Origin of the sequence: Pseudomonas sp. BIGb0278 (genome assembly GCF_024809895.1) — a bacterium.
Lineage (GTDB): Bacteria > Pseudomonadota > Gammaproteobacteria > Pseudomonadales > Pseudomonadaceae > Aquipseudomonas > Aquipseudomonas shirazensis.
On the sequence record NZ_JANUEL010000001.1, the window covers coordinates 1,564,572 to 1,591,459 of the forward strand.

A 26,888-nucleotide genomic window follows, 5' to 3' on the forward strand; every position below is an offset into this window, starting at 1 on the left:
GAACGAGGGATTTTCAACAGCCCCCTCGTTGCGGCGCACATTTGTCGGTATGGTGGTGTCCAAGTAGGAGTTTTACATGCACAGGAAAGACTTAGATGCCCCAACGCAATGTAATCAATGCATCCGTCAGCCCCAAAGGCAGCCTCGAAACGCTGTCGCAACGTGAAGTTCAGCAACTGAGCGAAGCCGGTAGCGGCAGCCTTTACACCCTGTTCCGTCAATGCGCCCTGGCGATCCTCAACACCGGCGCCCATGTCGACAACGCCAAGACCATTCTCGAAGCCTACAAGGACTTCGAAGTACGCATCCATCAGCAGGACCGCGGCGTACGCCTCGAACTGCTGAACGCCCCGGCCGATGCCTTCGTCGATGGCGAGATGATCGCCAGCACCCGCGAGATGCTGTTCAGCGCCCTGCGCGACATCGTCTACACCGAGAGCGAACTGGCCAGCCAGCGCATCGACCTGGAAAGCTCCCAGGGCATCACCGATTACGTCTTCCACTTGCTGCGCAACGCGCGCACCTTGCGCCCGGGCGTCGAGCCGAAGATGGTCGTGTGCTGGGGCGGCCACTCGATCAGCAGCGAGGAATACCAGTACACCAAGAAGGTCGGCCACGAGCTGGGCCTGCGCAAGCTGGATATCTGCACCGGCTGCGGCCCGGGCGTAATGAAGGGGCCGATGAAGGGCGCCACCATCGCCCACGCCAAACAGCGTATGCACGGCAGCCGCTATCTCGGCCTGACCGAGCCGGGCATCATCGCCGCCGAGGCGCCGAACCCGATCGTCAACGAGCTGGTGATCCTGCCCGACATCGAGAAGCGCCTGGAAGCCTTCGTCCGGGTTGGTCACGGCATCATCATCTTCCCAGGTGGCGCCGGCACGGCCGAAGAGTTCCTGTACCTGCTCGGCATTCTAATGCACCCGGACAACGAAGGCCTGCCGTTCCCGGTGGTGCTGACCGGGCCGCGCAGCGCCGAAGCTTATCTGCAGCAGTTGCATGCGTTTGTCGGCGCCACCCTGGGTGAAGCGGCGCAAGCGCATTACCAGATCATCATCGATGATCCGGCCGAGGTCGCGCGGCAGATGGTCGAGGGGCTCAAGGCGGTCAAGCAGTTCCGCCGCGAGCGCAACGATGCCTTCCACTTCAACTGGCTGCTGAAGATTGAAGAGGGCTTCCAGCGCCCGTTCGACCCGACCCACGCCAATATGGCCAACCTTGAACTGCGCCGCGATCTGCCGCCGCACGAACTGGCGGCCAACCTGCGCCGAGCGTTTTCCGGGATTGTCGCGGGCAACGTCAAGGACAATGGCATCCGCCTGATCGAGCAACACGGCCCGTATCAGATCCGCGGTGACAGCGCTGTGCTCGACCCGCTGGGACGCTTGCTGCAGGCCTTCGTTGACCAGCACCGGATGAAGCTACCTGGCGGCGCAGCCTATGTGCCGTGCTACCAGGTCGTGACCTGAAAGCGTGATTGAACGAGCTGGCTCGATGGCATTTTCATGCAATCGGGCCAGTACGCCTGCCATCATCAGCCCTGAACAATTCCGCAACACTTAGCTGACATTTCCCACGCCAGGTGGTGAACCTGCTGACAAAAAAACGGTCTTTGGCTGACGGTCAAGTCACCGACCCGTTCATCGGCCCAGTCATCGGGCCTACTTTTGTCCAGTAGCAGCGAAGATCATCATGCCCGATTCCAGCCCCGCCCTGCCCGTCCGTCCTGCCCTGCGTGGCAGCCTGCTCGCTTGCCTGATCGCCCTCGCCGCGCCGGTTCAGGCCGAACAGCCGAGTAGCGATGCGCGCTGGGTCAGTGACAGCCTGAGCACTTATGTGCGCAGCGGCCCGACCAATGGCCACCGCATCGTTGGCAGCCTCAAGGCTGGCGAGAAGGTCAGCCTGGTCGACACCCAGGGCAACTACAGCCAGATCCGCGGCCAGAACGGCGACCTGGTGTGGATCCTCAACAGCGACCTGCAGGCAGTACCAGGTCAGGCCGAACGCCTGCCAGAGCTGGACGGTAAGGTCACGCAACTGTCCGAGCAGCTCAAAACCATCGACGACAGCTGGAAGGCCCGCGTGCAGGGCATGCAGGAGACCCTCGACTCGCGCAAGACGCTGGCTGACGAACTGGAAGTGCGCAACAAAGACCTGACCCAGCAACTCGACCAAGCCCAGTCCGCCCTGCGCGATGCCCAGGCGCAACTGGGGGACGAGAACAAGCAGGTGATGATGCGCTATATGGTTTACGGCGGCAGCATTGCCGGTGCCGGCCTGCTGTTGGGGCTGATCCTGCCGGCACTGACCCGCGGTCGCAAACGCAACGACCGCTGGTTCTGAGGTTCACAGCGGCTGGTTGGTAATGCCGAACGGTACGTGCACTGACGGCGCAACAGTGCGCGTACTGTTGAGGTGACCAGACTGGTCATCGAAGAAGATATGCGGCTTGAGCACCTGCAGCACCCGGCGCTTCTCGATACCGCCAAGAAAGAACGCGTCGTTGGCCATCACCCCCCAACTCTTCAGGGTATTCAGCGCGCGTTCATGGGAAGGCGCATTACGCGCGGTGACAATCGATACGCGCAGGCGGTTCTCGTAACCGGGATGCGCCAGCTTGTAACCCTCTTCGGCGGCCTGGATGCTGGCAATGCGCACGAAGAACGCCTTCAACGGTCCGGGGTTGTGCGGCTGGGTCACGTTGCTGACCTCATGGGCATGAAAGCCGGTCAGGCCATCGCGCTGCATCACCGTCTCCGATTCGTCCCCTGCCAGCACCCCATCGAAGTCGAACGCAATGCGCAGGCCATCATCGTCCTCGTCATCGTCGAACTGTGAATCGAGCACCTGCCCGGCCGGGTAACCTGCCTTGATCGCCGCATCAACGTGGGCCTTGTCGGCCGACAAGAACAGGGCGATGTTCAGCGCAGGGATGTACTCATAAGGCGAGCGCCCCTGCATGAAGATCGCCCGGGTCATGTTCAGGCCGTAGTGCTCGATGGTCTTCATCACGCGCAGGCCGGTATCCGGATCGTTCTGTGACAGCAAGACCACCTCGACCAGCGGATCCTGCGGGTCATCACACAGGTCATTGAGCGCCAGCAAGCGCTTGATGAACGGGTAGGCAATCCCCCGCGCCAGCGGTACATGCAGATGCTGCTGCTGATATTCGCGGTACTGCGCTTCGCCTTCGCGGCGAAATACCGCGTCTGATTCACTCAGGTCAAACACCGCGCTCGATGCCACGCCGATGACCAGGCGATCGTCCACTTCATAAGCCATTGCCGATCTTTGCCCCTTCTACGCCCAGTGAAAGCCTGACGGTGGCGTTGCCCACGCTGCTTTGCAAGAGATTTCGGCAGCGCCGCCAGTTGAAGGTATTTTTCACATTTGCTTCACCCGACCCCAACAGCCCGACACCTAAATTGCCACCATTGAAAACGTCGGGAGCATCGAACGTGCAACAAGCGGTCTTCAAGCAGTACTCCAGTTCAGCCGGTTTGACCCGGCGCCTGCCGCGCATGGCCTCGGTCGTAGGCGTTGTCGCAGCCACTGCCTTGGCCTTCGGTGCGCTCGGTTGGTTTGCGCTGAGCAACCACGTGCCGACTATCAGCAGCGAGCAGCAGATGCGCAGCAGCGGGTTGTCTGCGGCCTGGGCCGAGGGCTCGGTGCTGGTCCTTATCCGCCATGCCGAGCGCTGTGACCGCTCCAGCAACGTCTGCTTGAACGACCCAACAGGTATCACGGTGGCCGGCAGCCAGGCAGCTGGCCGCGTCGGTGAAGGCCTGCAGAGGCTGGGCCTGGCCAACACCGCATTGCTCAGCAGCACGGAGCTGCGCACGCGGCAAACGGCGCAGTTCATCTTCGACAAGCCGCTCGCCACGCAGCAGTGGCTCAATGACTGTGATGGCCACTTCGCCGATGTGGCGCTGAGCCACAAGCAGCCGGGCCAGAATCTGGCCCTCGTTACCCACAGTGGCTGCATCGATCAGCTCGAGCGGCAACTGCATGTGCCTGGCGGGCAGCGTTCCAGTGCCTATGCCAGCGCGCTGTTCGTGGCTGTCGACGGCCACGGCAAACCCCACATTCTCGGCCAGACCAACGCCGAGCAATGGCCCAGGTTGATTGCCAAGAGAGGTAGTTGAGCCATGCAGCCGTCACCGCGCACCCGTTTCTATCTGATCAATCTGGGCCTGCCACTGTTGCTGGCGGCGCTGGTCTTTGTGCTGTTCGACCTGACCAGCCTCGATCAGTCGATCAGCAACCTGTTGCTTGATCCGGTCAGCGGGCAGTTCCCGTTGCTGCACGATCAGTGGTTCGAGAAGGTCAGCCACAAGTGGCCGCGCATTCTTCCGGACTGGACCGGCGAGGCGGCGATTGTCGGCTTGCTGCTGTCGTTCATCTGGCCACGCCTCACGGCCAACCCCAAGCGCCTGCTGGACGCCATCGGCGCGGCGCCGCTGCTGCGCTTTACCCGCGACCACCGGCAGGACTTGCTGTTCGTGGTCGTCGCATTCGCACTGAGCACGACGGTCATCCACTACCTCAAGAGTCACACCGGGGTGTATTGCCCGGTAGAAACTACGCTTTACGGTGGTACGCACCTGCGCCAGGAGTGGTTCAGCAACTTCAACTGGACCGAGAAGACTGCCGGCGGCCGCTGCTGGCCCGGGGGCCATGCCTCAAGCGGCTTCACCCTGCTGGCGCTGTACTTTGTCGCGCTGCGCCATCAATGGCGCCACGCACGGCTGCTGTTGGTGGGGATTGTCTTGCTAGGTTTGGTCTATGGCACCACCCGGGTACTGCAAGGCTGGCACTTCATGTCACATACGTTCTGGGCCGGCATCTTTGTCTGGTTGACGACCTGGCTGACGGCCCTGTTCTGCTATGGCCGGCCAGCCTTGCACGGCTTGCCCGTACTGACTCCGACGCCGAGGCTTGCACGTTTGCCCGCTTTGAGCGGTTGGCATAAGGCTTCAAGAGTTATCGACACGCGGTTGATGCGCTTCAAACACAAGGGACAGCAATGAGAATTCTGGTTATCGAGGACCACCGCGATATTCACGACAATCTGGTCGAGTTTCTCCAGCTCAGGGGCCACGAGGTCACCGGCGCGCTGGACGGCCTGACCGGCCTGCATCTGGCGGCGTCGAACAACTTTGACGCCATCATCCTCGACATCATGTTGCCAGGCATCGACGGCAATCAGATCTGCCATAGCCTGCGCGAGCATTCGCGCTCGCAGGTGGCGATTGTCATGCTCAGCGCACGCGATGAGCTGAGCGATCGCCTGACCGGGTTCAAGGTCGGTGCCGACGATTACATCGTCAAGCCGTTCGCCATGTCCGAAGTGCTGGCCAGGGTGCAGTCAGTGGTCGCTCGGCGCCAGCAGCGCGCCAGTCGCAAGCTGGTAGTAGCCGACCTGCAGTTCGACCTCGACACCCTCGAGGTGACCCGAGCCGGCACGGTGCTCAAGCTCAAGCCAACCAGCCGCAAACTGCTCGAGGTGCTCATGCAAAAGAGCCCCAACCTGGTCCGTCGCAGCGAGCTCGAAGAAACCATCTGGGGACGTGACGCACCGCAGGGCGACAACCTGCGCAGCAACATCCATATCCTGCGCAGCATCATCGACAAACAGTTCGACAGCCCGTTACTGCACACGGTGCATGGGCTGGGGTATCAGCTGTGCGAGAAGTACTGAAAGGGCCGCCCGCAGCATACGCACTCTGTAGGAGCGGCCTTGCCGGGGCGCTCCTACAGACACCATGTGCGCTTCAAATCACTGCCGCAACCCTTGCAACGCCGCCAGCACATAGCCGGTGGCGCGCTCCATCTCACCAACCCTGCAAGCAATCCCCAGTTGCCGCCACAACCCCGGCCGCAGCGGCCGCCGACTCACTCGCGGATCCAGCGCCGCCACCTGGCCCTCCTGCGGCAACAGCGTCGCACCATACCCAGCACCGACCAGGCTCTTGATCGCATCATTGAAATTCAGCTCGATGCGCGGCTCAGGAAACAACCCCGCTGCCCCAAACCACTGCGTAATCACTCGCGATAACTGAGTACTGCTGTCGTTGAGAATCAACGCCCGCTGAGCCAGCCACGCCGGCGTCACCCGCGCAGGCGGGCGCCATTCACTGGGCACATAGGCCATGATCGGATCCCGCCGCCAAGGCGTAATCTGCACGCCTTTGCCAGCCACCTGCGGCAGTGCCACCAGAGCAATATCCAACCGCCCCTCGCGCAGACCCGCCAACGAAGCCTGCGAAGTCAACACCTGCACCTGCACATCAATCCCCGGATGCTCGACCCGCAGCATCTCCAGCGCCTGCGGCAACAGATGGGCGATGGCACCAGTCGACGCGCCCAGCCGCACCCGCCCAGTCAAGCCCTGCACCTGTCGACGCACCTCCTCCAGTGCCAGTTCGGCGTCTGCCAGCAGCTTTCGCGACCGCACCAGCAGCGTCTCGCCGATGGCCGTCGGGCGCACCTGACCGCGGGTCCGGCTGAGCAGCGGCGCCCCTACCCGCGCCTCCAACTCGGCGACGTGCAGGCTGATGGTCGGCGGCGCCAGGTTGAGCTGGCGGGCAGCTTCAGCGAACGAGCCAAGGTCGGCAATCACCACCAGAGTGCGCAAACGGTCGAGGCTGATCTCACGCATGGGCTGGATGCAAATGGACTGACACGGAAGCGCTCCCTGATTCAGGATTTGTGAACGTGACCATCATGAAATGCAAATTTCCATTCGTCCAGTCGTGAGCGAGCATAGGCCATCTTCCTTATTACACGGACATCGCCCCATGCGCACTCCTCTGGTCTTTATCGACGGCGACCAAGGCACCACCGGCCTGCAGATCCACGCCCGCCTGCACGGGCGCAACGATTTGCGCCTACTGACCCTGCCCGAAACCGAGCGCAAGGATCCGCAGCGCCGCGCAGAGGCGATCAACAGCGCCGATATCGCCCTGCTGTGCCTGCCGGATGCCGCCGCGATCGAAGCGGTAGCGGCGATCAACAACCCGGCGGTGCGGGTCATCGACGCCAGCTCCGCCCACCGCACTGCACCAGGTTGGGTGTATGGCTTGCCGGAACTGGATGCGCAGCAGCCTGAGCGCATCGCCCAGGCCAAGCGTGTAAGCAACCCTGGCTGCTACCCAACCGGAGCCATTGCCCTGTTGCGGCCACTGATCGAGGCCGGGCTGCTGCCCACGGATTATCCACTGACGGTACAGGCCATCTCTGGCTACTCCGGCGGCGGCCGGGCCGCGGTCGAGCGGCATGAACAGCCACGCGCAGAACGCTTGCCTACGCTGCAGCTGTACGGCCTTGATCTGGCCCACAAGCATGTCCCGGAAATACAGCAGCATGCCGGCCTCAGCGCGCGGCCAGTATTTCTCCCAGGCTATGGCGATTACCGCCAGGGCATCGTGCTGAGCATCCCGCTGCAATTGCGGCTGTTGCCTGCTGGGGTGAAAGCCGAGCATCTGCAAGCTTGCCTGCAGGAGCATTATCAAAACGCCCGTCACGTCCAGTTGATGCCATTGCACCAGCACGGGCCAGCCGCAGCACTGGACCCAGAGGCGCTCAACGACAGCAATGATCTGCGCCTGGCGCTGTTCGCCAACCCGGAGCACGGCCAGGTTGTGCTCACTGCGGTATTCGACAACCTGGGCAAAGGCGCCTCGGGCGCGGCGGTCCAAAACCTTGACCTGATGCTGGCGGCGTTCGCCGAGCACAGCTGAACCGGCAAAACCGGGTAGACTGTCACCCCGCGTTGCCGTTGACGCGGGGTGTTTTTGCCAGCCGGAGCTTTGCCTGCAATGTTCATTCTCAGCCGCCTCGACAGCGTGCCGCCCGAATCCTTCCAGAACCAGATCCGCCAGTTGGTGATCGACCATGTCGGCGAGCTGAGTAGTGTCGCCATCAGCAGTGACAACCCGCTCTACCCGCTCTATCAATACGGTGTCGGCCTTGAGGTGCACCAGTACCTGCAAGCCATGGACGGTACACGTGGGCTGGCCGTGCAGTTGTTGCTCGCGCTGGATGCCGATGCGCCTGATCAACTACTGGGTTTCGCGCTCACTCTTCCCGCTCAGGACGACCCGCAGGCCTGCTCGCTGGCGTTCATGGTGGTGCTGCCCAGCCACCGTCGCCAGGGCATCGCTCGCGCACTGCTGGCTGACCTGCAGTCACGCTACAGCTGTGTCGAACTGAACGCCTTTGCAGGGCTGGTGCCCTGGTTTGAAGAAATGGGCATGCAGGTGGTCGCGGCACGTGGCCCGCAAGTGCTGATGAGCAGCACCGGCCACGCCAGCGGCGCGCTGATCGGCACTCTGGATATCGCCCCGATCTATGAAACGCTGGAAGTGCGCCAGATCCATGCCTACCTGCTCAAGCAGCAAGGCGAAGACGCCATGATCGACGCCGAACAGCGCCGCGATGAGCGCCTTGACGAACTGGCGCTACAGGCCCAGGCCTGCGTCAGGCAGCGCCAAGCGGTGCATTGACCGCCCCGCTCAAACCTCGGTCAAAGGGATATCGCCGGCGCTGCCCTTGCCCTCGCGGCGATCGCTCATCCAGTCGTTGAGCTGTTCGCCAAACTGCGCCGGCGCCTTGCGCCCGAAGCGCTGCCCCAGATCAAGGATGCTCTGCTGGGCCAGGGTCTCTTCCATGCGTTTCTGCGCGCTGATCATCACCGCGTGGATTGCGCAGGTGCCCTCGGTCGCCCAGCTCGGCGCCGAGCCCTCGAACAGCACACAGCGCTCGCGGATTTCGCGGCAATCGAAAATCTTCTTCGCCCCGTCAATTGCAGTGGCGATGTCCAACACGCTGATCTCGGCCGCCGGCCGCGCCAGGCGAAACCCGCCGCGCACGCCTTCGGTGGCCGCCACCAGGCCGGCGCGAGCCAGTTTGGTAAAGACCTTGGCCAGGTATTCCTGAGGCACCCCCTGCAGCTCGGCCAGATCACGCACGCTGGCTTCGCGGCTGTCACCCTGCTCATTGAGCAACAGCAGCAGACAATGGATGCCGTATTCAACCCCGGCGCTGTAAAGCGACATATCAATCTCCGACTGGATTAGTCGCAAATGGTACGCCTGTGGCCGCCTGTAGGCAAAGACCGGCTGGTTCGACGCTGATCGCAATCAACAAAACACTTGTGATTTATAACTACGACCAATAGAGTCGTAGTTATTCGAGCGACAACAGGATTGTGCTCGATGGTGTCTCGTCCCTCTCAATCACCCGGAGCAATCCCATGAAAACCGACATCCTGATCATCGGCGCAGGCTTCGCTGGCGTGTGGAGCGCACTCAGCGCTGCGCGCTTGCTCGACCAGGCGCAACGCGGCGAGTTGAGCATCAGCGTCCTCGCCCCTCAGCCGCAGATGCGCATCCGCCCACGCCTTTACGAGGCCCAGGCACATACCCTGCAGGCGCCTCTGACCGCCTTGTTCGATGCGGTTGGGGTGAAGTTCATCGAGGGTCACGCCCGGGCGATCGACCCGGATGGATGCCAGGTCAGCTATGAAGACGGCGCTGGCAACAACCAACGGATCAGCTATCGACGCCTGATCCTCGCCGCCGGCAGCCAAGTGGCGCGCCCGAACATTGCCGGCCTGGCCGAGCACACCTTTGATGTCGACCAACTGGAATCGGCCGTGCGCCTTGAACAGCATCTGCACGCGCTCGCCGCGCTGCCGGGATCCCCTGCGCGCAACACCGTGGTGGTGTGCGGCGGCGGTTTCACCGGCATCGAAACGGCAACCGAAATGCCCGAGCGTTTGCGTGCAATGCTCGGCGCCGAGACCCGCTTGCGCGTAGTGGTGGTCGACCGCGGCGCACAGGTCGGCGCGGCACTAGGCGCCGGGATCACTCCCTCAATCGTCGCCGCCTGCAAACAAGCCGGCGTGGAATGGTTGCCCGGCACCTCGGTGGTGGCAGTCGACAGTGGCGGCGTCACGCTGGACAACGGCGACTACATCGCCAGCAAGACAGTAATCTGGACCGTCGGCGTGCAGGCCAGCCCATTGACGGCACAAATACCCGGCGAGCGCGACGGCCAGGGCCGGCTGCGGGTAGACGAGCATCTCAAGGTCAAAGGTCAGGAACACATCTATGCCACCGGCGACGTTGCCTGGGCGGCCGTCGATGACCTCGGCAACCATGCCCTGATGACCTGCCAGCACGCCATCCCTATGGGCCGCCATGCGGGCAACAACGCCGCAGCAGATCTGCTCGCGCTAACGCCCGTGGTCTATCGCCAGCCCAAATATGTCACCTGCCTCGACCTCGGCGCGTGGGGCGCGACCTTCAGCGAAGGTTGGGAGCGCGAGCTGAAACTGCAAGGTGAGGAAGGCAAGGCAGTCAAACGGCAAATCAACACGCAATGGATCTACCCGCCAGCCGCAGACAGGGCCACGGCGCTGGCTGCCGCCGACCCCGCGATTGCTATCGTCTGAGCGCAATAAAGCTGACAGTTTCGTCAGAAAATGACGGAACTGTCGTAAGTTGCAGTTACATTGAATGAGTGGTCAATAATAGTGGCACTGTGGCATCATCGAAAAAAACAATCAGCACGATTGAGGAACAACCTCACCCTTTCGCAGCGCATCGAGAGCCCGGCGCCTACCAGGTGACGCGGCTTCGCCGAACCAGCTCTTGACGCCTGCCAGCCATCGTCAAGGAGCTTCCCATGCAATTACGGAATATGAAGATCGGCACTCGCGCCGCCAGTGTGTTTACCCTGCTGGGCGTGCTGGTACTGGTCATGGGCTTACTCTCACTGTACGAAACCCGCCAGATGGACCGCTCCACCGATGAGATCCGCGATACATGGATCCCGGCCATGGTTGCCTTGAGCGACGTCGGCACAAATCTGGGCCGCGCCCGCGCCATTACCCTGCGCACCGCACTGGAAACACAGGCAAGTGCCCGCCAGAGCAGCATGGCCCTGGTCGACAGCATCAACCAGCAACTGGCCAGCGGTATCAAGGCCTATGAAGCAACCATCGTCGCTGCTGATGATCGCGCCCTGTTCAATACCTTCGCCGCCGCCGAGCGCCAGTATCTGGATCAGCAGAAGCAGGTACTCGGCTTGATAGTGGCTGGCAAGGCTGACGAGGCCAATGCGTTATTGACTGGCGCCATGGCGCAGTCCGCCGATGTGATGATGAAAGCCCTGGGCGCTCTGCTCGTTTACAACAGCAATGGCGCCGAGGCGGCCTCCCAGCGCAGCAGCGACGTGGCCGATGAGGCGTTTTCGGTGATCGTCGTGTCGCTGTTGATCATCCTCGGTGCACTGGTGGCCATCGCGATTCTGCTCACCCGCAGCATCGTCGTGCCCTTGGCTGATGCCGTCGCAGTGGCAGAACGCGTCGCCACCAACGATCTGACCCAGGATATCCGTGTACAAGGCCAGGACGAGCCAGCCCTGCTGCTCGCTGCCCTGGCGCGGATGCAGAGCAGCCTGCGCGACACCCTGCGCAAGATCTCTGCCTCATCCGACCAGTTGGCCTCGGCCTCCGAAGAGCTGCACAGCGTGACCGAAGACACCAGCCGCGGCCTGCATCAGCAAAGTGCCGAAATTGACCAGGCAGCCACTGCGGTCAACCAGATGACTGCCGCCGTCGAAGAAGTCGCCAACAACGCCGTGACCACTGCCGATGCATCCAAAGGCGCCGACCAGAGCACCCGTGACGGTCGCGATCAGGTCAATCAGGCACTCAGCTCGATCCAGCATCTGGTCAACGACGTCAGCGGCACTTCAACTGAAATCGAACAACTGGCCACCAGTGCCAACGAAATCAGCCGCGTGCTGGACGTGATCGGCGCCATCGCCGGGCAGACCAACCTGCTGGCCCTCAATGCGGCAATCGAAGCCGCCCGCGCTGGCGAAGCTGGCCGCGGTTTTGCCGTGGTCGCCGACGAGGTGCGCGCCCTCGCCCACCGCACTCAGGAGTCCACCGCTGAAATCGAACAGATGATTGCCGGTATCCAGAACGGCACCGAACGCGCCGTGACAGCCATGCACAGCAGCCGCAGCCGCGCCAACGGCACCTTGGAAGTGGCCCAGTCAGCCGGCGAAGCGTTGGAGGTAATTGCTGAAGCGATTGCCTCGATCAACCAGCGCAACCTGGTCATCGCCAGCGCCTCCGAAGAACAGGCGCAGGTGGCGCGAGAGGTGGACCGCAACCTGGTCAACATCCGCGATCTGTCGATGCAGACCTCGGCGGGCGCCAACCAGACCAGCGCTGCGGCGCAGGATCTGTCGCGCCTGGCAGTGGACCTGAACGGGATGGTGGCGCAGTTCAAGCTTTGACAGCACAGGGGGCTGCCGGGCAGCCCCCTCTGTCTATCAGGGGTTGATGCGTAGCGGCTTGCCAGCCCGCTGGGTCTGGCCACGTGTGGCCAGGCAGTAATACAGCGGGCAGGTCACCAACAAGCCAAACAACCACGACAAATCTGCGCCCTCGACCAGATTCGAGTACGGCCCGACATACAGCGCAGTATTGGCAAACGGCAGCTGCACCAGGATGCCGCAGGCGTAGGCAATGATCGCGTGGTGGTTGAAGCGCCCGTAGATGCCGCCATCGGCGCTGAAGATCGAGGCGATGTCGTACACGCCTTTCTTGATCAGGTAGAAATCGATGAGGTTGATCGAGGCCCACGGCACCAGCACCAGCAGCAGTGCCAGGATCAACCCGATGAACTGGCCGATGAAGTCAGCCGACGCGTTCAGCGCAACCATCCCACAACCGAGCAGAATCACTGCAGCGAGGATCACCCGCACCTTGATGCTGGGAGTCCACTGCGCCGCGAAGGTCTGAATCGCGGTCACGATCGACAGCACCGCGCCGTACAGATTGAGGGCGTTGTGGCTGATGATATTGAGCAGGAACAGCACCATCAGGATCGGCCCCAACCAGCCAGTGGCTTGTTCCAGCGCCGCCATGGCATCAGTGCCTTCCGGCACGCACAGCACCGCAATCGCGCCAAAACTGAAGCACAGGATGGTACCCAGGGTGGCACCGAAATAGGTCGCCCAGAACGGCTTGGCGATGCCGATTTCGCGCGGCAGATAGCGCGAGTAATCAGAGGTGTAGGGCGAGAAGCTGATCTGCCAGATGGTGCCCAGCGACACAGTGGCGATGAAGCCGGACAAGTTGAAGCTGCCGCGGCTGAAGAAGTCGGCGGGCAGGTCCTGGACGAACATCATGATGAAACCGGCCAGCAGCGCCGAACCCATGACCCAGGTGCCGATGCGGTTGAGGCTATGAATGAAGCGGTAGCCGATCACGCCGATCGCCGTGGCGCTGAGAGCGCCGATCACGATTGCCGTCGGCATCGGTACGCTGGGGGCAATGCCATGGATCGATTTGCCGGCCAGCACGATGTTGGAGATGAAGAAGCCAACATAGATAAGTGCGGTGAAGAACACGATCAGCAGAGCGCCATAGCGGCCGAACTGGCCACGGCTCTGGACCATTTGCGGAATGCCCAATTGCGGCCCCTGCGCCGAGGCCAGGGCAATCACCACCCCGCCGAGCAAGTGCCCTAAAGCGATGGCGATCAACCCCCACAGCAGATTCAGATGAAACACCTGAACCACCATGGCGCCGGTGACGATGGGCAGTGGCGCGATGTTGGTGCTGAACCAGAGGGTGAACAGGTCGCGCGCCTTCCCGTGGCGCTCTGCAGGTGGAACGTAATCGACCGTGTGATTCTCGACAAACTGGTGCTGCGACGACGATTGGGACATAGGAATTCAGCTCGAAAGGGTCGTTTTTATCGTTGTAGGAAACCGCTCGTGGCGGCCTCTCAGCTGCGGACCATATTATGGTATTCCAAACTTTTGACAACACTGCGCCGCCCTAAAAATCAGTAACTGATCCGGTTCAGCAACTTTCCAAGCCAATCTAAATTGACGGCAAGACCGCGTATTCAAAGGGTTGGCGCCTTTCATCGTGTTTTTTCCAGATGCGTAATTAGCGCTTGCAAAACGAGTATTACGGTATACCATCAGACACATCAACGATAAAAAGCGGACCACCGCTCCCCTGCGAAGAGGATCACTTCATGATCGACGCAACCGTCTACAAGAACGTCCTGGGCTCCTTCCCGTCCGGCGTTACCGTCATCACCACCTTGGATGACGACGGCCAGATCGTCGGCCTTACCGCCAGCGCGTTTTCCTCGCTGTCGATGGACCCGCCGCTGGTGCTGTTCTGCCCTAATTACAGCTCCGACTCCTACCCTGTCCTGATCGCCAAAAAGCGCTTTGCCATTCACCTGCTCTCCGGCGAGCAGCAGGCCGAGGCTTACGCCTTCGCGAAAAAGGGCAAGGACAAGGCCGCTGGCATCGAGTGGACCTTGAGCGAGCTGGGCAATCCCCTGCTGGCCAACGCCACCGCAATCATCGAGTGCGAACTGTGGCGTGAATATGAAGGTGGCGACCACGCCATCATGGTCGGCAAGGTGCAGAACCTGATCGTGCCTGAGCAAGCGCCACAGCCGATGATCTACTGCCGCGGCAAGATGGCCAGCCTGCCTGCCTTCGCCTGAGCACTGCCTATTCTGTCTACGGATGCCAGGCGCGTCCGTTGTGATCACTGACGCCTGCCCTGCCAGGCGCGACATTCAAGCGTTGAGGAATGCCCCATGAAATTTTCGTTGTTCGTGCACATGGAACGTTGGGATGAACAGGTCAGCCACCGCCAGTTGTTCGAAGACCTCACCGAACTGACCCTGATGGCCGAGGACGGCGGTTTCAGCACCGTGTGGATCGGCGAACACCACGCCATGGAATACACCATTTCGCCCAGCCCGATGCCGCTGCTGGCCTACCTGGCCGCACGCACCGAGAAGATTCGCCTGGGCGCCGGCACCATCATCGCGCCGTTCTGGAACCCGATCCGGGTAGCCGGCGAATGCGCCCTGCTCGACGTGATCAGCAACGGGCGAATGGAAGTGGGCCTGGCGCGCGGCGCCTACCAATTCGAATTCGACCGCATGGCCAATGGCATGCCCGCCACTGAAGGCGGCAAGGCTCTGCGTGAGATGGTCCCGGCGGTCCGCGAATTGTGGAAAGGCGATTACGCCTTCGAAGGCGAGGTGTACAAATTCCCTACTTCGACCAGCGTACCCAAGCCAGTCCAAAGCGGCATGCCGCCGATGTGGATTGCCGCACGTGACCCAGACTCGCACAACTTTGCCGTGAAGAACGGCTGCAACGTGATGGTCACCCCGTTGATGAAGGGTGACGAAGAAGTGCTCGACCTGAAAAACAAATTCCAGGCCGCGCTGGACAACAACCCAGAGGTACCGCGCCCGCAACTGATGGTGCTGCGCCACACCCACGTGCACAGCGCTGCCGAGCCAGATGGCTGGAAGATAGGCGCCAAGGCGATTGCGCGCTTCTACCGCACCTTCGATGCCTGGTTCGGCAACAAGACCGTTCCGGTCAATGGCTTCCTCGAGCCGAGCCCGGAGTCGAAGTTTGCCGAAGTGCCCGCCTTCGAGCTGGACAACATTCGCAAGAACACCATGATCGGCACGCCTGAAGAAATCATTGCGCGCATCAAGTACTACCAGGAGCTCGGCGTCGACGAGTTCAGCTTCTGGTGTGACAACAGCTTGCCGCATGCCGAAAAGAAGAAGTCGCTGGAGCTGTTCATCAAGGAAGTCGTGCCGGCTTTCAACTGAATTCCCATTACCTGAATTCATTGCGGGAACAGCCCGCTCCTGCGGGCTTGATCGCCTGCGAGAGCGGGCATTTTTTTGCCGATCATCTACCCCCCCGCACCTGCATCACTGGATTGCCCGGCCTTTCGTCTTCTCGCTGGAGAAATTTCAATCAAGCTATTGCAGAACAAATATTATGGTATACCATCAGACAACAAGACCAGATACCTTTGACAGGAGCCACCCATGAGTTTCGAAATCCGCAAGATCGTCACCTACTCCGAAGAAACCCGCATCGAAGGCGGCAAGGCCACCGACAAACCGGTGACCATGGTCGGCCTGGCTGTGGTGATCAAGAACCCATGGGCGGGTCGCGGTTTCGTTGATGATCTGAAACCGGAAATCCGTGCCAATTGCTCCGACCTCGGCGCGTTGATGGTCGAGCGTCTGATTGCTGCCATCGGCGGCGCGGACAAGATCGAGGCCTACGGCAAAGCGGCGGTCGTCGGTGCTGATGGCGAGATCGAACACGCTTCGGCGGTGATCCACACTCTGCGCTTTGGCAACCATTACCGCGAAGCGGTGCAAGCCAAGAGCTACCTGAGTTTCACCAACAAGCGTGGCGGCCCAGGCACCTCGATCCAGATCCCGATGATGCAGAAGGATGACGAAGGCCTGCGTTCGCACTACATCACCCTGGAAATGCAGATCGAAGATGCACCACGTGCCGACGAGATCGTGGTGGTACTGGGCGCCGCTGACGGCGGCCGCCTGCACCCGCGCATCGGCAACCGCTACATCGACCTCGAAGAACTGGCAGCCGAAAAAGCTCAATAACAATTAGATCAACGGGCCGGGGCGTGCGCACAGCGCCACGCCTCACGCTCAAGGAGCGCCCTCGATGATTCAGCCTGTTGCTGAACGCACACCCGCCGGCACCAGCTACCTGGTGACTGGCCAAGGCCAGCCTGTGGTACTGATCCACGGCGTCGGCCTGAACAAGGAAATGTGGGGCGGCCAGATCGTCGGCCTCGCCACTGACTACAAGGTCATAGCCTACGACATGCTCGGCCACGGCCAGAGCCAGTTGCCTGCCGCCGATACCCCACTTGAGGGCTACGCCGCGCAACTGGCCGAGCTGCTCGACCATCTGCAGATCGCCCAGGCCACGGTTATCGGCTTCTCGATGGGCGGCTTGGTGGCACGGGCCTTTGCCCTGAATTATCCGCAGCGGTTGACGGCCCTGGTGGTGCTCAACAGCGTGTTCAACCGCTCGCCCGAGCAGAGCGCCGGGGTCATCGCCCGCGCGGCACAAGCGGCCGAACTGGGCCCGGACGCCAACGTCGACGCCGCCCTGGAGCGCTGGTTCAGCCGCGAGTACAAGGCCGCCAACCCGGCTCAGGTCGCCGCGATCAAGCAGATCCTGGCCAGCAATGACCCGCAGGGCTACCACACTACCTATTCGCTGTTCGCCACCCAGGACATGTACCGCGAAAGCGATCTGGGCAGCATTCAGGCACCAACCCTGATCGCCACCGGCGAACTCGACTCCGGCTCCACTCCGGCCATGACCCGCCAGCTCGCCGCACGCATCCCCGGCGCACATTGCGTGGTCCTCGCCGAACAACGGCATATGATGGCAGTAGAAGCGCCGCGTGAAGTCAACAAGATGCTGCTGGACTTCCTCAGTCAAGCGCGCACCCTCACCGAATCCGCCAAGGGGATAGTTGCATGACCCTCGTTCGTTTCCAGATGTGCATCGATGGCCAATGGTGCGATGCCCAGAACGGCAAGACTTTCGACAGCTTCGACCCGGCCACCGCGCAGGTCTGGGCGCAACTGCCCGACGCCGACGAAGCTGATGTCGAGCAGGCCGTGCAGTCGGCCCAGCGCGCCTTCGACAGCAAGGCCTGGCGCGGCCTCACCGCGACTGCGCGGGGCAAACTGCTGCGCCGGCTTGGCGACCTGATTGCCGAGAATAAAGAACACCTGGCCCAGCTGGAAAGCCGCGACAATGGCAAGCTGATCCGCGAAACCCGCGGCCAGGTCGGTTACCTGCCAGAGTTTTTCCATTACACCGCGGGCCTGGCCGACAAGCTCGAAGGCGGCACCCTGCCGCTGGACAAGCCTGATCTGTTCGCCTACACCGTGCATGAGCCGATGGGCGTAGTGGCCGGCATCATCCCGTGGAACAGCCCGCTGTACCTGACCGCAATCAAGCTGGCACCGGCGCTGGCCGCGGGTAACACTATCGTCCTCAAGCCGTCCGAGCACGCTTCGGCAACCATTCTCGAGCTGGCCCGCCTGGCCCTTGAGGCCGGTTTCCCACCTGGCGTGGTCAACGTAGTCACCGGTTACGGCCCAAGCACTGGCGCTGCCCTCACCCGTCATCCGCTGATCCGCAAGATCGCCTTCACCGGCGGCGCTGCGACTGCCCGCCATGTAGTGCGCAGTAGCGCCGAGAACTTCGCCAAACTGTCGCTGGAGCTGGGTGGCAAATCGCCCAACATCATCTTCGCCGACGCCGACCTGGACAGCGCCATCAATGGTGCAGTGGCCGGTATCTATGCGGCCTCTGGGCAGAGCTGCGTGGCCGGCTCGCGGCTGCTGGTGCAGGACGAAATCTACGACGAGTTCGTTGCACGGCTGGTCGAGCGGGCCAAACGCATCCGCATCGGTAATCCGCAGGACGAGCAGAGCGAAATGGGCCCGATGGCCACCGCACAGCAGCTGGCAGTGGTCGAAGGCCTGGTCGCCGCAGCCTGCGCCGAGGGCGCCAAACTGCGCATGGGTGGCAAGCGTGCCGAGGTCGAGGGCGATGGCTGGTTCTACGAGCCCACCCTGTTCGAGTGCGACAGCAACTCGCTGAAGATCATGCAGGAAGAAGTATTCGGCCCGGTTGCGGCGGTCATTCGTTTCAAGACCGAAGAAGAGGCCCTGGCGATCGCCAACGACTCGCAGTTCGGCCTGGCGGCAGGTATCTGGACCCGCGACCTGGGCCGCGCCCACCGGCTGGCCCGTGACGTGCGCTCGGGGATCATCTGGGTCAACACCTACCGTGCAGTCTCGGCCATGGCGCCGATCGGCGGCTTCAAGAACAGCGGCTACGGCCGTGAAAGTGGCATCGATTCGGTGCTGGCCTATACCGAGCTGAAGACCGTGTGGATCAACCTGTCCACCGCGCCCATGCCCGACCCCTTCGTGATGCGCTAAGGAGCACTGCCAAGATGATCGAACCTGGCATCTACAAAGACGTGATGGGCTCGTTTCCCTCGGGCGTCACGGTCGTTACCACGTTGGACGCCGACGGCGGCATCGTCGGCATCACTGCCAGCGCCTTCAGTGCGCTGTCGATCGAGCCGGCGCTGGTGCTGTTCTGCCCCAACTACGCTTCGGACACCTATCCGATCCTGCGAGACAGCAAGCAGTTTGCCATTCACCTGCTGTCGGCCGGGCAGACCGCCGAAGCCTATGCCTTTGCCGGCAAGGGCAAAGACAAGGCCAAGGGCATCGAGTGGCAGCTCAGCGAGCTGGGCAACCCGCTGTTGACCAAGGCCACCGCGATCATCGAGTGCGAGTTGTGGCGCGAATATGACGGCGGCGATCACGCGATCATCGTCGGTGCGGTGAAAAACCTGGTGCTGCCGGCCGAGCCGGTGACGCCGATGGTCTACCATCGTGGCAAGCTCGGCGCCCTGCCATCGCTGGGCTGACCTGAGTGCCACCGCGCTGCCTGGCGCAGCGCTGACTTTTTGGGGGCCGCGGCGAACCTCACCCTTGTTCGCGGCCCCTGTTTTATTGCGGAGCACTGCCATGAGCAACGACAAGTATCAAAAGGGCCTGGAGATCCGCACGCAAGTGTTGGGCGAAGAGTACGTCAACCGCTCTCTGCAGAACGCCGATGAGTTCACCAAGCCGCTGCAGGACCTGGTCACCGAGTACTGCTGGGGGCATGTCTGGGGCCGTGATGGTTTGTCGCTCAAAGAGCGCAGCATGATAAACTTGGCAATGATTTCCGCGCTCAATCGGCCCCATGAGCTTAAGCTGCACATCCGCGGCGCCTTGCGTAATGGCCTGAGCCGTGAACAGATTCGCGAGATCCTGCTCCAGGTCGGCATTTATTGCGGCGTGCCGGCGGCGGTAGACAGCTTCCGGCTGGCCCGCGAGGCATTTGCCGAAGCCGACGCGGAGTCAACCCGTTAACAGCGGGCTGTTCGAACCACTGCAAGGAGCGCCCCGGTTCGTGGTGCTTCGCGAGGTTGGCGCAACAGCCTCATAAAGAGCGCACCTGATGAAACGCCAGCCACTCGACGACAGCTTCAAGGTCAACCGCAACCCCGTTACCCTGCGCGAGATCGTGCTCGACAAGCTGCGCAACGCGATCATGAACTTTCACCTGTTACCCGGTGACCGCCTGGTCGAACGCGACTTGTGCGACCGCCTCGGCGTCAGCCGTACTTCGGTCCGCGAAGCACTACGCCACCTCGAATCCGAAGGCCTGGTCGAATTTGCCGACGCCAAGGGCCCGCGGGTCGCGATCATCACCCTGGAAGATGCCCGTGACATCTACGAGCTGCGCTGTGTACTCGAGGGCCTGATCGTCCAGCTGTTCACCCTCAACGCCAAGGCCAAGGACATCCGCGCCCTTGAGCGCGCGCTCGAAGTCAACCGCGAAGCGCTTGAAGATGGCGAGTTGCAACAGGTGATCGACTCGGTGCAAGGCTTCTACGACGTGCTCCTGGAAGGCTCCGGCAACCATGTCGCGGCAACCCAGTTGCGTCAGTTGCAGGCACGCATCAGCTACCTGCGAGCGACCTCGGTGTCGCAACAGAACCGCCGTGGCGCCAGCAACAAGGAAATGGAAAAGATCGTTGCGGCGATCAAGAGTGGCGACCCGCTGGCCGCACACCAGGCCTCGGTCGACCACGTACGCGCTGCCGCTGCAGTGGCGCTGGACTACCTGCGCCAGAAGCAGGACGACAATACCAAGGTGCGCGAGATCGTTGCGCCCCTGGCCCTGAAGGACCCTCGCATAGGCCGCTGACCATGCCCAACGCCCCGCGCTATTGCCCGTACTGCACTACCGAGCTTGCCCGGGGCGTACCTTCCGGTGATACCCATGAGCGCCTGTACTGCGGCGCTTGTGGCTACATCCATTACATCAACCCGAAAATCATTGCCGGCTGCATCATCGAGCGCGATGGCAAGTACCTGTTGTGCCAGCGCGCGATCCCCCCGCGCCCTGGCACCTGGACGCTACCGGCAGGTTTCATGGAAGCCGGCGAAACCACCGAACAGGCGGCGCTGCGTGAAGTCTGGGAAGAAACCGGCGTACAGGCCGAAATCGTCTCGCCCTACTCGATCTTCAGCGTGGCCAAAATCAGCGAGGTGTATATCGTCTTCCGCGCCATCGCCACCGCTGAAACCGGCGTGTTCGGTGCCGAGACCCTCGCCTACAAGTTTTTCGAGCCTGACCAGATCCCCTGGGACGAGATCTACTACCCGGCCATCCGACAGATTCTCGAGCGCTATATCCTGGAGCGTCAGGCGGGTGTGTACGGGATCTACATGGGCAATGACGACACCGGCAAGGTGCATTTCATTCGCTGACTTCGGTGTTGTCTAGCGACGCCCACGCGCCCTCCCGCATTGCATTTAGCCGGCGGCTGGCCCAAGCTCAGTGCTACCTGACCACCGGACCTGCCAATGCCCAGACACCGCCTGTACCTGATCGCCGTGTTCGCTCTGATCCTGGTATCGGCCACCCTCGGCTACTGCTCGCGTGATGTCGAAATTAGCGTCCCGGCAGTCGCGCCGCACAGTTATGGCAAAGCGCTGCGCCAGGCCCACGACGGCCTGCCAGGAGCTGCGCGGGTGCTCTATCAACAGTTGCAGCGTGACGACCTGACGCCCATCCGGCGCGCAGCACTGTATGCCGAGTTGCCCAACTATCCCTCGCCAAAAGCGCTGGAGCTGGCCAGGCTTGACCTGCAACACGATGACCCGATGGTACGTCGCGCAGCCATCGAGAGTATTCGCCGCCTGTTGCCTGCCGGCCAACGCAGCCTGGCGCTTGGGCCTATGCTTGATGATGACGAGCCAAGTGTGCGCTTCGCGGCAGTAGATGCCCTGCTCGGCCTCGACGCGGACGCCATCGGCTTGTATTTCGGGCCGCTGCAACAAGCCCTCGAAGCCTACCAACGAGCCCTTCTGGCGCAACCGGAAGACAGCGCTGCGCAAGTGCATCTGGCCCGGTTGTACCTGCATGAGGATGATTACGCACATGCCGCTTTGGCCCTGCAGCGCAGTCTGCAGCTGAGCCCGCAAAACCTGGATGCCCTCGCCGTCCAGGTACGCCTGCTCGAACGCCAAGGCTTGCACGACGAGTCTCGCCAGGTTTTGGCCAAAGCGCTGGCGCTGCAGCCAGACTCGGCCTTTCTGCAGCACGATCTCGGCCTGTGGCTCAATCGCCATCAGCAAACCGAATATGCCTTGCTGGCGTTTGCCCGCGCGGTTGAACTGGAGCCGGAAAACACTGATTACCGCTACATGCTGGCGGTCACCTTGCATCAGCTCGAGCAGGTTGAAGCCGCCCAGAAGCAGCTGCAAACCATCCTCGACCGGCAACCTGCCAGTCGCAACGCGCGGCTTTTGTTGATCCAGTACTGGAAGGAGACCGGGCAACTGCAGAATGTGCAAGTGCTGCTGGCCGAGCTAGAGCGCCAGAACCCGGACGATCCGATTCTGCAACAAGGCTTGTAGCACCTGGCAACCAATAGCACTCTGTCCGAGGCTTCAGGACTGGGGTTAGAGGCGACGCGGACTGTACAAACTGTTAGCCAAGGCCTGCTCGATCGGGTGATCGCTGTAGCCGGTTATGAACAGGATCTTCTGCTGCGGTTGCAGCCGCAGCATCGCCTGCGCCACCTGGCGACCACTGGATCCGCCAGGCAGGCCAATGTCGGTGATGGAATGGTCACTGTGCCCGCAAGATTGCAGGCCTCACGGGCATTCGATGTCACTGCCCACCACGGTCACAAACTCAGTCAGCTCACGCCACTCGCCCGGCGGTTCGACGCTGGCTGTGGCGTTGATGACGGTATGCAGAAAACCCGCGACGCGTGCCTGCTCGTCTCTGATCGGCGTATAACCCAGGGCGCACCAGACATTGCCGGCCTCGGTGCTAATGCGCATGATCTGCTGGAAGTTGATCCACTGCAACGCCGGATTTGCGAGGCAAGCAGGAGACCTCTGACCCCGCTTTGCTCCGAGCTCCCACAGCGTAGCTGGTGTTTCCCCAAAGCTGAATCGACATAAGCCTACATCTGCGGTGTCGCGCCCTACGTAATCTGATCTGCCAGTTGTCCAAACGCGGACAGCACCAGAGGGAAGGATGTTGCCGATGTCAAAACTCATGCACACAGGGCGTAGTTTGCTGGAGCTGCTGTTAGTCTCGGCGGTCGGGCTGATACCGATCGTTTCCGGGCTGACCGTGATGTACTACCAGCTGGAGCGCAAGTTGGACGAAAACGCGCGCATATCGGCCCATGAGGCTTTGTTCGCGATCGATCGACGCTTGGACAGTCTGTTGCTCACGGCCAGTACCGCCAGCCAGTTCAGCGGCCAGGCGTGTGACAACGTGATCGAACAACTGCGAGCGATGACCGCCAGCGACCCGCGAATCCACTCACTGGAGCTGACCAAAGATGATCTGGCGTACTGCAGCACCTTGCCAACGATCATTCCGCATCACATCGACATCACCGCCGGACGCACGGTCAGGCTGAATTTCGACTCGCCGACAACGCCCAATGGCGTGATGGTCGAATACCGGTTGAGCGACGATGGCCCAGGCATCATTGCGACGAGCTATGGCATTGAGCTGCGCAGAGAACTGCAGGGTTTTCAGGATGGGCTTGTGTTGGTACTGGAGTTCGAGGACGCTTATCTCTGGAGTCAAGGCGATAGCCGCGATCAGCAACAACCTTCACAGAGCGAATTCTTCCGCAGTACGCCGTCGACTCGGCATGACTATCGGGTGAACGTGGGCTATCCAGCGGGGTACACGCTGTCAGAGGCGCGTATGCTGATGGTTCAGGTCTTGCCCTCGCTGACGCTGGTAGGTCTGCTGACTGCCGCCATTACCTACTGGGGCATACTCCGCGCTCGGCGCAAGCGAGAGCGCACCACTGCCTGAACCACAAGCAGGGTGCGCCAGCCGTCATTGCACGTCGAGAACGCCGCGACGCACCTGATCCCGCTCGATCGATTCGAACAAGGCCTTGAAGTTGCCTTCACCGAAACCGTCATCACCCTTACGCTGGATGAATTCAAAGAACACTGGTCCCAACAAGGTCTCCGAGAATATCTGCAGAAGCAGGCGCTTGTCACCTGATTCAGCCGCGCCGTCGAGGAGAATGCCGCGCGGCTGCAGCTGGTCCACCGGCTCGCCGTGGCCTGGCAGCCGCTCTTCAAGCATCTCGTAGTAGGTCTGTGGTGGCGGGGTCATGAAGCGCATCCCCAGAGCTTTGAGCGCGTCCCAGGTCTTGAGCAGATCATCGGTAAGGAAGGCGACATGCTGGATGCCCTCGCCATTGAACTGCATCAGGAACTCTTCGATCTGGCCGGCGCCCTTGGACGACTCTTCATTCAGCGGAATACGGATCATGCCATCCGGCGCAGTCATGGCCTTGGAGGTGAGGCCGGTATATTCACCCTTGATGTCGAAATAGCGAATTTCGCGGAAGTTGAACAGCTTCTCGTAGAAGTTGGCCCAATACGACATGCGCCCACGGTAGACGTTGTGGGTCAGGTGGTCGATGATCTTCAGCCCCGCACCGACCGGATTGCGCTCGACGCCTTCGATGAACTTGAAGTCGATGTCGTAGATCGAGCTGCCTTCTTCGTGACGGTCGATCAGGTACAGCGGCGCACCACCAATGCCCTTGATGGCGGGCAGTCGCAGCTCCATCGGGCCGGTTTCGATCTCCACCGGCTGCGCGCCCAGCTCGAGTGCACGCGCATAGGCTTCATGGGCGTTGCGCACCTTGAAGGCCATGCCACACACCGACGGACCATGCTCGGCCGCAAAGTACGAGGCAATGCTTTTGGGCTCGTTGTTGAGGATCAGGTTGATGTCGCCCTGGCGGTACAGGTGGACATCTTTGGAGCGGTGCGAAGCGACCTTGGTGAAACCCAGTATCTGAAATACAGGTTCCAGCACGCCCGGCGTCGGCGATGCCAGTTCAATGAACTCAAAGCCCATCAGGCCCATCGGGTTTTCGAAGATATCAGCCATGTTCGTGTCCTCATCTACTGCGTAATAACGATTATTCAGTTGCGTTCGATGGCGGACAGCCGGGTGGCGAGCAGGGGATGCCACGCACGCTGCGGGCGAGGAAAGTACCAATGATCAATTTGAACCCATGGTGTGGCATAGGGGCACATTCTCGGCGGCTTGGCCCTCAGCATGAGAGGACTTTATTGTTTTATTCGTAATTGGATTCTATAGGGCGTAAATGGGTTTGTCGCGCTTTTAGTTGTCCGCTCAGCCCGACCAGCGGCTATCCTAGGCAGGTCATCGTCACATTCAGGTCCACATGCCCCTTTCAAACAAACATCCCGGCCGCCGCCGTTGGCATGCCCTGCTCCCGTGGCTGGTGGGCCTTCTGCCTGTGTTGTGCGGGGCTGGTGTAATGGCTTGGCAAAGCCAGCGTGACATGTATCAGGCCAGCGAGAAAACCAGCCGTCTGGTCGTTGCCCATGTCGAGCACATTCTTGACAGCCTGGCAACGGCAGCCCAGGCCCTGCTGCCACTGGCAGGGCAGCCGTGCGCGCAGCTTGCGGTCGCGCTGCGCAGTGAGGTCACGCGCAATCCTTTTGTGCGCTCAGCCAATCTGGTCAGCGACAACATCCTCTACTGTACGTCATTGTTTGGCGAGCATCAGGAGGATGTCAGCCCCATTCATTATACTGACGACCGTCTGTGGCTGATGGATGGCAACTCTGTCACGCCAGGGCATGCCTTGCTGGTCTATCGTGCAGGCAACGCACAACGCGCGGCGCTCACCATTGTCGACAGTGACCATCTGCTCACTGCCTTGAGGCTCATTGGCAGCGGTCAGCAACTGTACCTGCGCGTCGGCGGCAATTGGATGGGCCAAGATGGCATAGTTCACCAAGGCACTCCGCCTGCATTGCCCAGCGCCGCAGTAGAGCAGGCCTCGACGCGTTATCCGTTCAGTGTCCATGGCGGTTTTGCCGCAGGCGAGCAGGTCGAACTGATCAGTCAGCAGTACCCTGCGGTGATGGCCCTTTTACTGCTGCTGGGCGTCGCGGCCGCAGGTGTCTGCCGCTGGCAACTGCGCCGTGCATCGTCCCCACGCGCGGAGCTGGATCGGGCGCTACAGGCCAACGAATTCGTACCATACTTCCAACCTGTAGTACGCAAGGGTGATTACCACTGGGCCGGGTCCGAGGTGTTGATGCGCTGGAACCATCCGCGCGAAGGTCTGGTGCGCCCTGACCTGTTCATCCCCTATGCAGAACACAGCGGGCAGATCGTCGCGATGACCCGCGCCCTCATGCTGCACACCGCTCAAAGCCTCGCGCCCTACGCCGCCCTGTTGGAAGACGGCTTTCACATTGGCATCAACATCACTGCCGACCACTGCCAGGATCTGAGCTTGCTGGAAGATTGCCGGACGTTCCTGCAGCACTTTCCTCCTGGGCGAGTTGCCTTGACCCTGGAGCTCACCGAACGCAAGTTGCTTGAGGCCACCCCGGTTGCGCTCGAGCTGTTTGCCAAACTGCATGACATGGGCGTGATGATCGCCCTCGACGACTTTGGCACCGGCCAGTCAAGCCTTAATTACCTGCGTCAGTTCAAGGTCGATTACCTCAAGATCGATCAGAGCTTTGTCGCCATGATCGGCGGTGACGCGCTGTCGCAGCACATCCTCGAGAGCATCATCGAACTGTCGGCCAAGCTGGGCCTGGGCATTGTCGCCGAAGGTGTCGAAACAGCCACGCAGCGCGATTATCTGCAAGGTCACGGCGTGGACTTTCAGCAAGGTTACCTGTTTGCCCGGCCGATGCCGCTGGAGGACTTTCTCCAGGCGTTGGCGGCTCGTCCGCAGTTGCCCAAGGAGGTTCGCCCTGAGATCATGCGCAGCTGACCAAACCGTTCATCCACTGTAATTGAGGCAT

The 26,888-nt window shown here is 61.5% G+C and carries 28 protein-coding genes; 21 read left to right on the forward strand and 7 right to left on the reverse strand.

Annotated features, from left to right (window positions below):
- Nucleotides 1-95 precede the first annotated feature (95 nt).
- Both ppnN and M2396_RS07150 read left to right on the forward strand, forming a co-directional pair.
- A complete protein-coding gene (ppnN, locus tag M2396_RS07145) occupies nucleotides 96-1,469 on the forward strand; it encodes a nucleotide 5'-monophosphate nucleosidase PpnN (RefSeq protein ID WP_101318899.1) in 1,374 nt (457 codons plus the stop codon).
- A gap of 223 nt (nucleotides 1,470-1,692) precedes the next feature.
- Entirely contained in the window at nucleotides 1,693-2,343 is a 651-nt protein-coding gene (locus M2396_RS07150; protein WP_150571909.1) for a TIGR04211 family SH3 domain-containing protein, read from the forward strand.
- 3 nt (nucleotides 2,344-2,346) lie between these two features.
- On the opposite strand, the gene M2396_RS07155 is transcribed toward M2396_RS07150, so the two are convergent.
- Nucleotides 2,347-3,282, reverse strand: coding sequence for a 5'-nucleotidase (locus M2396_RS07155; RefSeq protein ID WP_259074010.1), 936 nt, complete (start codon nucleotides 3,280-3,282; stop codon nucleotides 2,347-2,349).
- Entirely contained in the window at nucleotides 3,272-3,478 is a 207-nt protein-coding gene (locus tag M2396_RS07160; protein WP_188035816.1) for a hypothetical protein, read from the reverse strand. Before M2396_RS07160 ends, M2396_RS07155 begins: the two co-directional genes overlap by 11 nt.
- A 43-nt stretch (nucleotides 3,479-3,521) precedes the next feature.
- On the opposite strand from M2396_RS07160, the gene M2396_RS07165 reads away from it, so the two are divergent.
- From M2396_RS07165 to M2396_RS07175, 3 genes are read left to right on the forward strand one after another with little or no spacing between them, the layout of a single operon-like run.
- A complete protein-coding gene (locus M2396_RS07165) occupies nucleotides 3,522-4,145 on the forward strand; it encodes a histidine phosphatase family protein (RefSeq protein ID WP_401181105.1) in 624 nt (207 codons plus the stop codon).
- Between the two features lie 3 nt (nucleotides 4,146-4,148).
- A complete protein-coding gene (locus M2396_RS07170; protein WP_259074012.1) occupies nucleotides 4,149-5,030 on the forward strand; it encodes a phosphatase PAP2 family protein in 882 nt (293 codons plus the stop codon).
- On the forward strand, nucleotides 5,027-5,701 hold the full coding sequence (locus M2396_RS07175; RefSeq protein ID WP_101318893.1) for a response regulator transcription factor: 675 nt from the start codon (nucleotides 5,027-5,029) through the stop codon (nucleotides 5,699-5,701). Before M2396_RS07170 ends, M2396_RS07175 begins: the two co-directional genes overlap by 4 nt.
- A 78-nt stretch (nucleotides 5,702-5,779) precedes the next feature.
- Here the strand turns inward: M2396_RS07175 and M2396_RS07180 are convergent, their stop codons facing one another.
- Complete coding sequence (locus tag M2396_RS07180; protein ID WP_259074013.1) at nucleotides 5,780-6,661, reverse strand: LysR family transcriptional regulator; 882 nt, start codon at nucleotides 6,659-6,661, stop codon at nucleotides 5,780-5,782.
- Nucleotides 6,662-6,800: 139 nt separating this feature from the next.
- Here M2396_RS07180 and argC point away from each other — a divergent pair, with 139 nt between their 5' ends.
- Both argC and M2396_RS07190 read left to right on the forward strand, forming a co-directional pair.
- Nucleotides 6,801-7,742: an N-acetyl-gamma-glutamyl-phosphate reductase gene (gene argC / locus M2396_RS07185; protein WP_259074014.1), complete on the forward strand. Its 942-nt coding sequence runs from the start codon at nucleotides 6,801-6,803 to the stop codon at nucleotides 7,740-7,742.
- A 78-nt stretch (nucleotides 7,743-7,820) separates the two neighbouring features.
- A complete protein-coding gene (locus M2396_RS07190; RefSeq protein WP_150571904.1) occupies nucleotides 7,821-8,507 on the forward strand; it encodes a GNAT family N-acetyltransferase in 687 nt (228 codons plus the stop codon).
- Nucleotides 8,508-8,516: 9 nt separating this feature from the next.
- Here M2396_RS07190 and M2396_RS07195 read toward each other — a convergent pair whose 3' ends face one another.
- A complete protein-coding gene (locus tag M2396_RS07195) occupies nucleotides 8,517-9,059 on the reverse strand; it encodes an Rrf2 family transcriptional regulator (protein WP_150571903.1) in 543 nt (180 codons plus the stop codon).
- 197 nt (nucleotides 9,060-9,256) lie between these two features.
- Here M2396_RS07195 and M2396_RS07200 point away from each other — a divergent pair, with 197 nt between their 5' ends.
- Together M2396_RS07200 and M2396_RS07205 are read left to right on the forward strand one after the other, a co-directional pair.
- Nucleotides 9,257-10,459 carry an NAD(P)/FAD-dependent oxidoreductase gene (locus M2396_RS07200; RefSeq protein WP_259074015.1) on the forward strand — a complete coding sequence of 401 codons (1,203 nt, stop codon included), beginning with the start codon at nucleotides 9,257-9,259 and terminating at the stop codon, nucleotides 10,457-10,459.
- A gap of 248 nt (nucleotides 10,460-10,707) precedes the next feature.
- The gene (locus M2396_RS07205) at nucleotides 10,708-12,318 is read left to right on the forward strand and encodes a methyl-accepting chemotaxis protein (protein ID WP_401181108.1); all 1,611 of its coding nucleotides are present in this window, start codon (nucleotides 10,708-10,710) and stop codon (nucleotides 12,316-12,318) included.
- A gap of 36 nt (nucleotides 12,319-12,354) precedes the next feature.
- On the opposite strand, the gene M2396_RS07210 is transcribed toward M2396_RS07205, so the two are convergent.
- Nucleotides 12,355-13,758: a cytosine permease gene (locus M2396_RS07210; RefSeq protein WP_259074016.1), complete on the reverse strand. Its 1,404-nt coding sequence runs from the start codon at nucleotides 13,756-13,758 to the stop codon at nucleotides 12,355-12,357.
- A 317-nt stretch (nucleotides 13,759-14,075) separates the two neighbouring features.
- Between M2396_RS07210 and M2396_RS07215 the strand changes: the two genes are divergently transcribed.
- The 10 genes from M2396_RS07215 to M2396_RS07260 all read left to right on the forward strand — a co-directional run bounded on the left by M2396_RS07215 (nucleotide 14,076) and on the right by M2396_RS07260 (nucleotide 22,442).
- Nucleotides 14,076-14,561, forward strand: coding sequence for a flavin reductase family protein (locus M2396_RS07215; protein ID WP_101318877.1), 486 nt, complete (start codon nucleotides 14,076-14,078; stop codon nucleotides 14,559-14,561).
- Nucleotides 14,562-14,657: 96 nt separating this feature from the next.
- Nucleotides 14,658-15,701, forward strand: a complete 1,044-nt coding sequence (locus M2396_RS07220; RefSeq protein ID WP_103437119.1) for an LLM class flavin-dependent oxidoreductase — start codon at nucleotides 14,658-14,660, stop codon at nucleotides 15,699-15,701.
- A gap of 225 nt (nucleotides 15,702-15,926) precedes the next feature.
- Entirely contained in the window at nucleotides 15,927-16,517 is a 591-nt protein-coding gene (locus M2396_RS07225) for an amino acid synthesis family protein (RefSeq protein ID WP_101318873.1), read from the forward strand.
- A 64-nt stretch (nucleotides 16,518-16,581) separates the two neighbouring features.
- A complete protein-coding gene (locus M2396_RS07230) occupies nucleotides 16,582-17,415 on the forward strand; it encodes an alpha/beta fold hydrolase (RefSeq protein ID WP_101318871.1) in 834 nt (277 codons plus the stop codon).
- Nucleotides 17,412-18,893, forward strand: coding sequence for an aldehyde dehydrogenase (locus M2396_RS07235; protein WP_259074017.1), 1,482 nt, complete (start codon nucleotides 17,412-17,414; stop codon nucleotides 18,891-18,893). The genes M2396_RS07230 and M2396_RS07235 overlap by 4 nt, the downstream gene beginning before the upstream one ends.
- A 14-nt stretch (nucleotides 18,894-18,907) precedes the next feature.
- A complete protein-coding gene (locus M2396_RS07240; protein WP_103437117.1) occupies nucleotides 18,908-19,393 on the forward strand; it encodes a flavin reductase family protein in 486 nt (161 codons plus the stop codon).
- Nucleotides 19,394-19,493: 100 nt separating this feature from the next.
- Nucleotides 19,494-19,883: a carboxymuconolactone decarboxylase family protein gene (locus M2396_RS07245; RefSeq protein ID WP_101318865.1), complete on the forward strand. Its 390-nt coding sequence runs from the start codon at nucleotides 19,494-19,496 to the stop codon at nucleotides 19,881-19,883.
- An 88-nt stretch (nucleotides 19,884-19,971) separates the two neighbouring features.
- A complete protein-coding gene (locus M2396_RS07250) occupies nucleotides 19,972-20,724 on the forward strand; it encodes a GntR family transcriptional regulator (protein WP_101318863.1) in 753 nt (250 codons plus the stop codon).
- A gap of 2 nt (nucleotides 20,725-20,726) precedes the next feature.
- Nucleotides 20,727-21,290, forward strand: a complete 564-nt coding sequence (locus M2396_RS07255) for an NUDIX hydrolase (protein ID WP_101318861.1) — start codon at nucleotides 20,727-20,729, stop codon at nucleotides 21,288-21,290.
- Between the two features lie 96 nt (nucleotides 21,291-21,386).
- The gene (locus M2396_RS07260; RefSeq protein WP_259074018.1) at nucleotides 21,387-22,442 is read left to right on the forward strand and encodes a tetratricopeptide repeat protein; all 1,056 of its coding nucleotides are present in this window, start codon (nucleotides 21,387-21,389) and stop codon (nucleotides 22,440-22,442) included.
- Between the two features lie 240 nt (nucleotides 22,443-22,682).
- On the opposite strand, the gene M2396_RS07265 is transcribed toward M2396_RS07260, so the two are convergent.
- A complete protein-coding gene (locus M2396_RS07265) occupies nucleotides 22,683-22,874 on the reverse strand; it encodes a hypothetical protein (RefSeq protein WP_150569441.1) in 192 nt (63 codons plus the stop codon).
- Nucleotides 22,875-23,082: 208 nt separating this feature from the next.
- On the opposite strand from M2396_RS07265, the gene M2396_RS07270 reads away from it, so the two are divergent.
- Entirely contained in the window at nucleotides 23,083-23,877 is a 795-nt protein-coding gene (locus tag M2396_RS07270) for a CSS-motif domain-containing protein (RefSeq protein WP_191622826.1), read from the forward strand.
- Between the two features lie 24 nt (nucleotides 23,878-23,901).
- Here M2396_RS07270 and hppD read toward each other — a convergent pair whose 3' ends face one another.
- Entirely contained in the window at nucleotides 23,902-24,978 is a 1,077-nt protein-coding gene (gene hppD, locus M2396_RS07275) for a 4-hydroxyphenylpyruvate dioxygenase (protein WP_101318855.1), read from the reverse strand.
- 301 nt (nucleotides 24,979-25,279) lie between these two features.
- Here hppD and M2396_RS07280 point away from each other — a divergent pair, with 301 nt between their 5' ends.
- Nucleotides 25,280-26,857 (forward strand): cyclic diguanylate phosphodiesterase, encoded by a 1,578-nt coding sequence (locus M2396_RS07280; protein WP_259074020.1) that lies wholly within the window; start codon nucleotides 25,280-25,282, stop codon nucleotides 26,855-26,857.
- The last annotated feature ends 31 nt before the right edge of the window (nucleotides 26,858-26,888 follow it).

What these genes read in the sequence shown, in the direction of transcription:
- M2396_RS07220 (WP_103437119.1), top strand. Translation starts at nt 14,658, where the DNA reads ATGAAATTTTCGTTGTTCGTGCACATGGAACGTTGGGATGAACAGGTC.
- M2396_RS07225 (WP_101318873.1), top strand. Translation starts at nt 15,927, where the DNA reads ATGAGTTTCGAAATCCGCAAGATCGTCACCTACTCCGAAGAAACCCGC.
- M2396_RS07230 (WP_101318871.1), top strand. Translation starts at nt 16,582, where the DNA reads ATGATTCAGCCTGTTGCTGAACGCACACCCGCCGGCACCAGCTACCTG.
- M2396_RS07265 (WP_150569441.1), bottom strand. Translation starts at nt 22,874, where the DNA reads ATGCGCATTAGCACCGAGGCCGGCAATGTCTGGTGCGCCCTGGGTTAT.
- M2396_RS07240 (WP_103437117.1), top strand. Translation starts at nt 18,908, where the DNA reads ATGATCGAACCTGGCATCTACAAAGACGTGATGGGCTCGTTTCCCTCG.
- M2396_RS07150 (WP_150571909.1), top strand. Translation starts at nt 1,693, where the DNA reads ATGCCCGATTCCAGCCCCGCCCTGCCCGTCCGTCCTGCCCTGCGTGGC.
- M2396_RS07260 (WP_259074018.1), top strand. Translation starts at nt 21,387, where the DNA reads ATGCCCAGACACCGCCTGTACCTGATCGCCGTGTTCGCTCTGATCCTG.
- M2396_RS07165 (WP_401181105.1), top strand. Translation starts at nt 3,522, where the DNA reads ATGGCCTCGGTCGTAGGCGTTGTCGCAGCCACTGCCTTGGCCTTCGGT.
- M2396_RS07235 (WP_259074017.1), top strand. Translation starts at nt 17,412, where the DNA reads ATGACCCTCGTTCGTTTCCAGATGTGCATCGATGGCCAATGGTGCGAT.
- M2396_RS07170 (WP_259074012.1), top strand. Translation starts at nt 4,149, where the DNA reads ATGCAGCCGTCACCGCGCACCCGTTTCTATCTGATCAATCTGGGCCTG.
- M2396_RS07250 (WP_101318863.1), top strand. Translation starts at nt 19,972, where the DNA reads ATGAAACGCCAGCCACTCGACGACAGCTTCAAGGTCAACCGCAACCCC.
- M2396_RS07280 (WP_259074020.1), top strand. Translation starts at nt 25,280, where the DNA reads ATGCCCCTTTCAAACAAACATCCCGGCCGCCGCCGTTGGCATGCCCTG.
- ppnN (WP_101318899.1), top strand. Translation starts at nt 96, where the DNA reads ATGCCCCAACGCAATGTAATCAATGCATCCGTCAGCCCCAAAGGCAGC.
- M2396_RS07180 (WP_259074013.1), bottom strand. Translation starts at nt 6,661, where the DNA reads ATGCGTGAGATCAGCCTCGACCGTTTGCGCACTCTGGTGGTGATTGCC.
- M2396_RS07155 (WP_259074010.1), bottom strand. Translation starts at nt 3,282, where the DNA reads ATGGCTTATGAAGTGGACGATCGCCTGGTCATCGGCGTGGCATCGAGC.
- M2396_RS07195 (WP_150571903.1), bottom strand. Translation starts at nt 9,059, where the DNA reads ATGTCGCTTTACAGCGCCGGGGTTGAATACGGCATCCATTGTCTGCTG.
- M2396_RS07255 (WP_101318861.1), top strand. Translation starts at nt 20,727, where the DNA reads ATGCCCAACGCCCCGCGCTATTGCCCGTACTGCACTACCGAGCTTGCC.
- M2396_RS07205 (WP_401181108.1), top strand. Translation starts at nt 10,708, where the DNA reads ATGAAGATCGGCACTCGCGCCGCCAGTGTGTTTACCCTGCTGGGCGTG.
- M2396_RS07210 (WP_259074016.1), bottom strand. Translation starts at nt 13,758, where the DNA reads ATGTCCCAATCGTCGTCGCAGCACCAGTTTGTCGAGAATCACACGGTC.
- hppD (WP_101318855.1), bottom strand. Translation starts at nt 24,978, where the DNA reads ATGGCTGATATCTTCGAAAACCCGATGGGCCTGATGGGCTTTGAGTTC.
- M2396_RS07215 (WP_101318877.1), top strand. Translation starts at nt 14,076, where the DNA reads ATGATCGACGCAACCGTCTACAAGAACGTCCTGGGCTCCTTCCCGTCC.
- argC (WP_259074014.1), top strand. Translation starts at nt 6,801, where the DNA reads ATGCGCACTCCTCTGGTCTTTATCGACGGCGACCAAGGCACCACCGGC.
- M2396_RS07270 (WP_191622826.1), top strand. Translation starts at nt 23,083, where the DNA reads ATGTCAAAACTCATGCACACAGGGCGTAGTTTGCTGGAGCTGCTGTTA.
- M2396_RS07175 (WP_101318893.1), top strand. Translation starts at nt 5,027, where the DNA reads ATGAGAATTCTGGTTATCGAGGACCACCGCGATATTCACGACAATCTG.
- M2396_RS07200 (WP_259074015.1), top strand. Translation starts at nt 9,257, where the DNA reads ATGAAAACCGACATCCTGATCATCGGCGCAGGCTTCGCTGGCGTGTGG.
- M2396_RS07245 (WP_101318865.1), top strand. Translation starts at nt 19,494, where the DNA reads ATGAGCAACGACAAGTATCAAAAGGGCCTGGAGATCCGCACGCAAGTG.
- M2396_RS07190 (WP_150571904.1), top strand. Translation starts at nt 7,821, where the DNA reads ATGTTCATTCTCAGCCGCCTCGACAGCGTGCCGCCCGAATCCTTCCAG.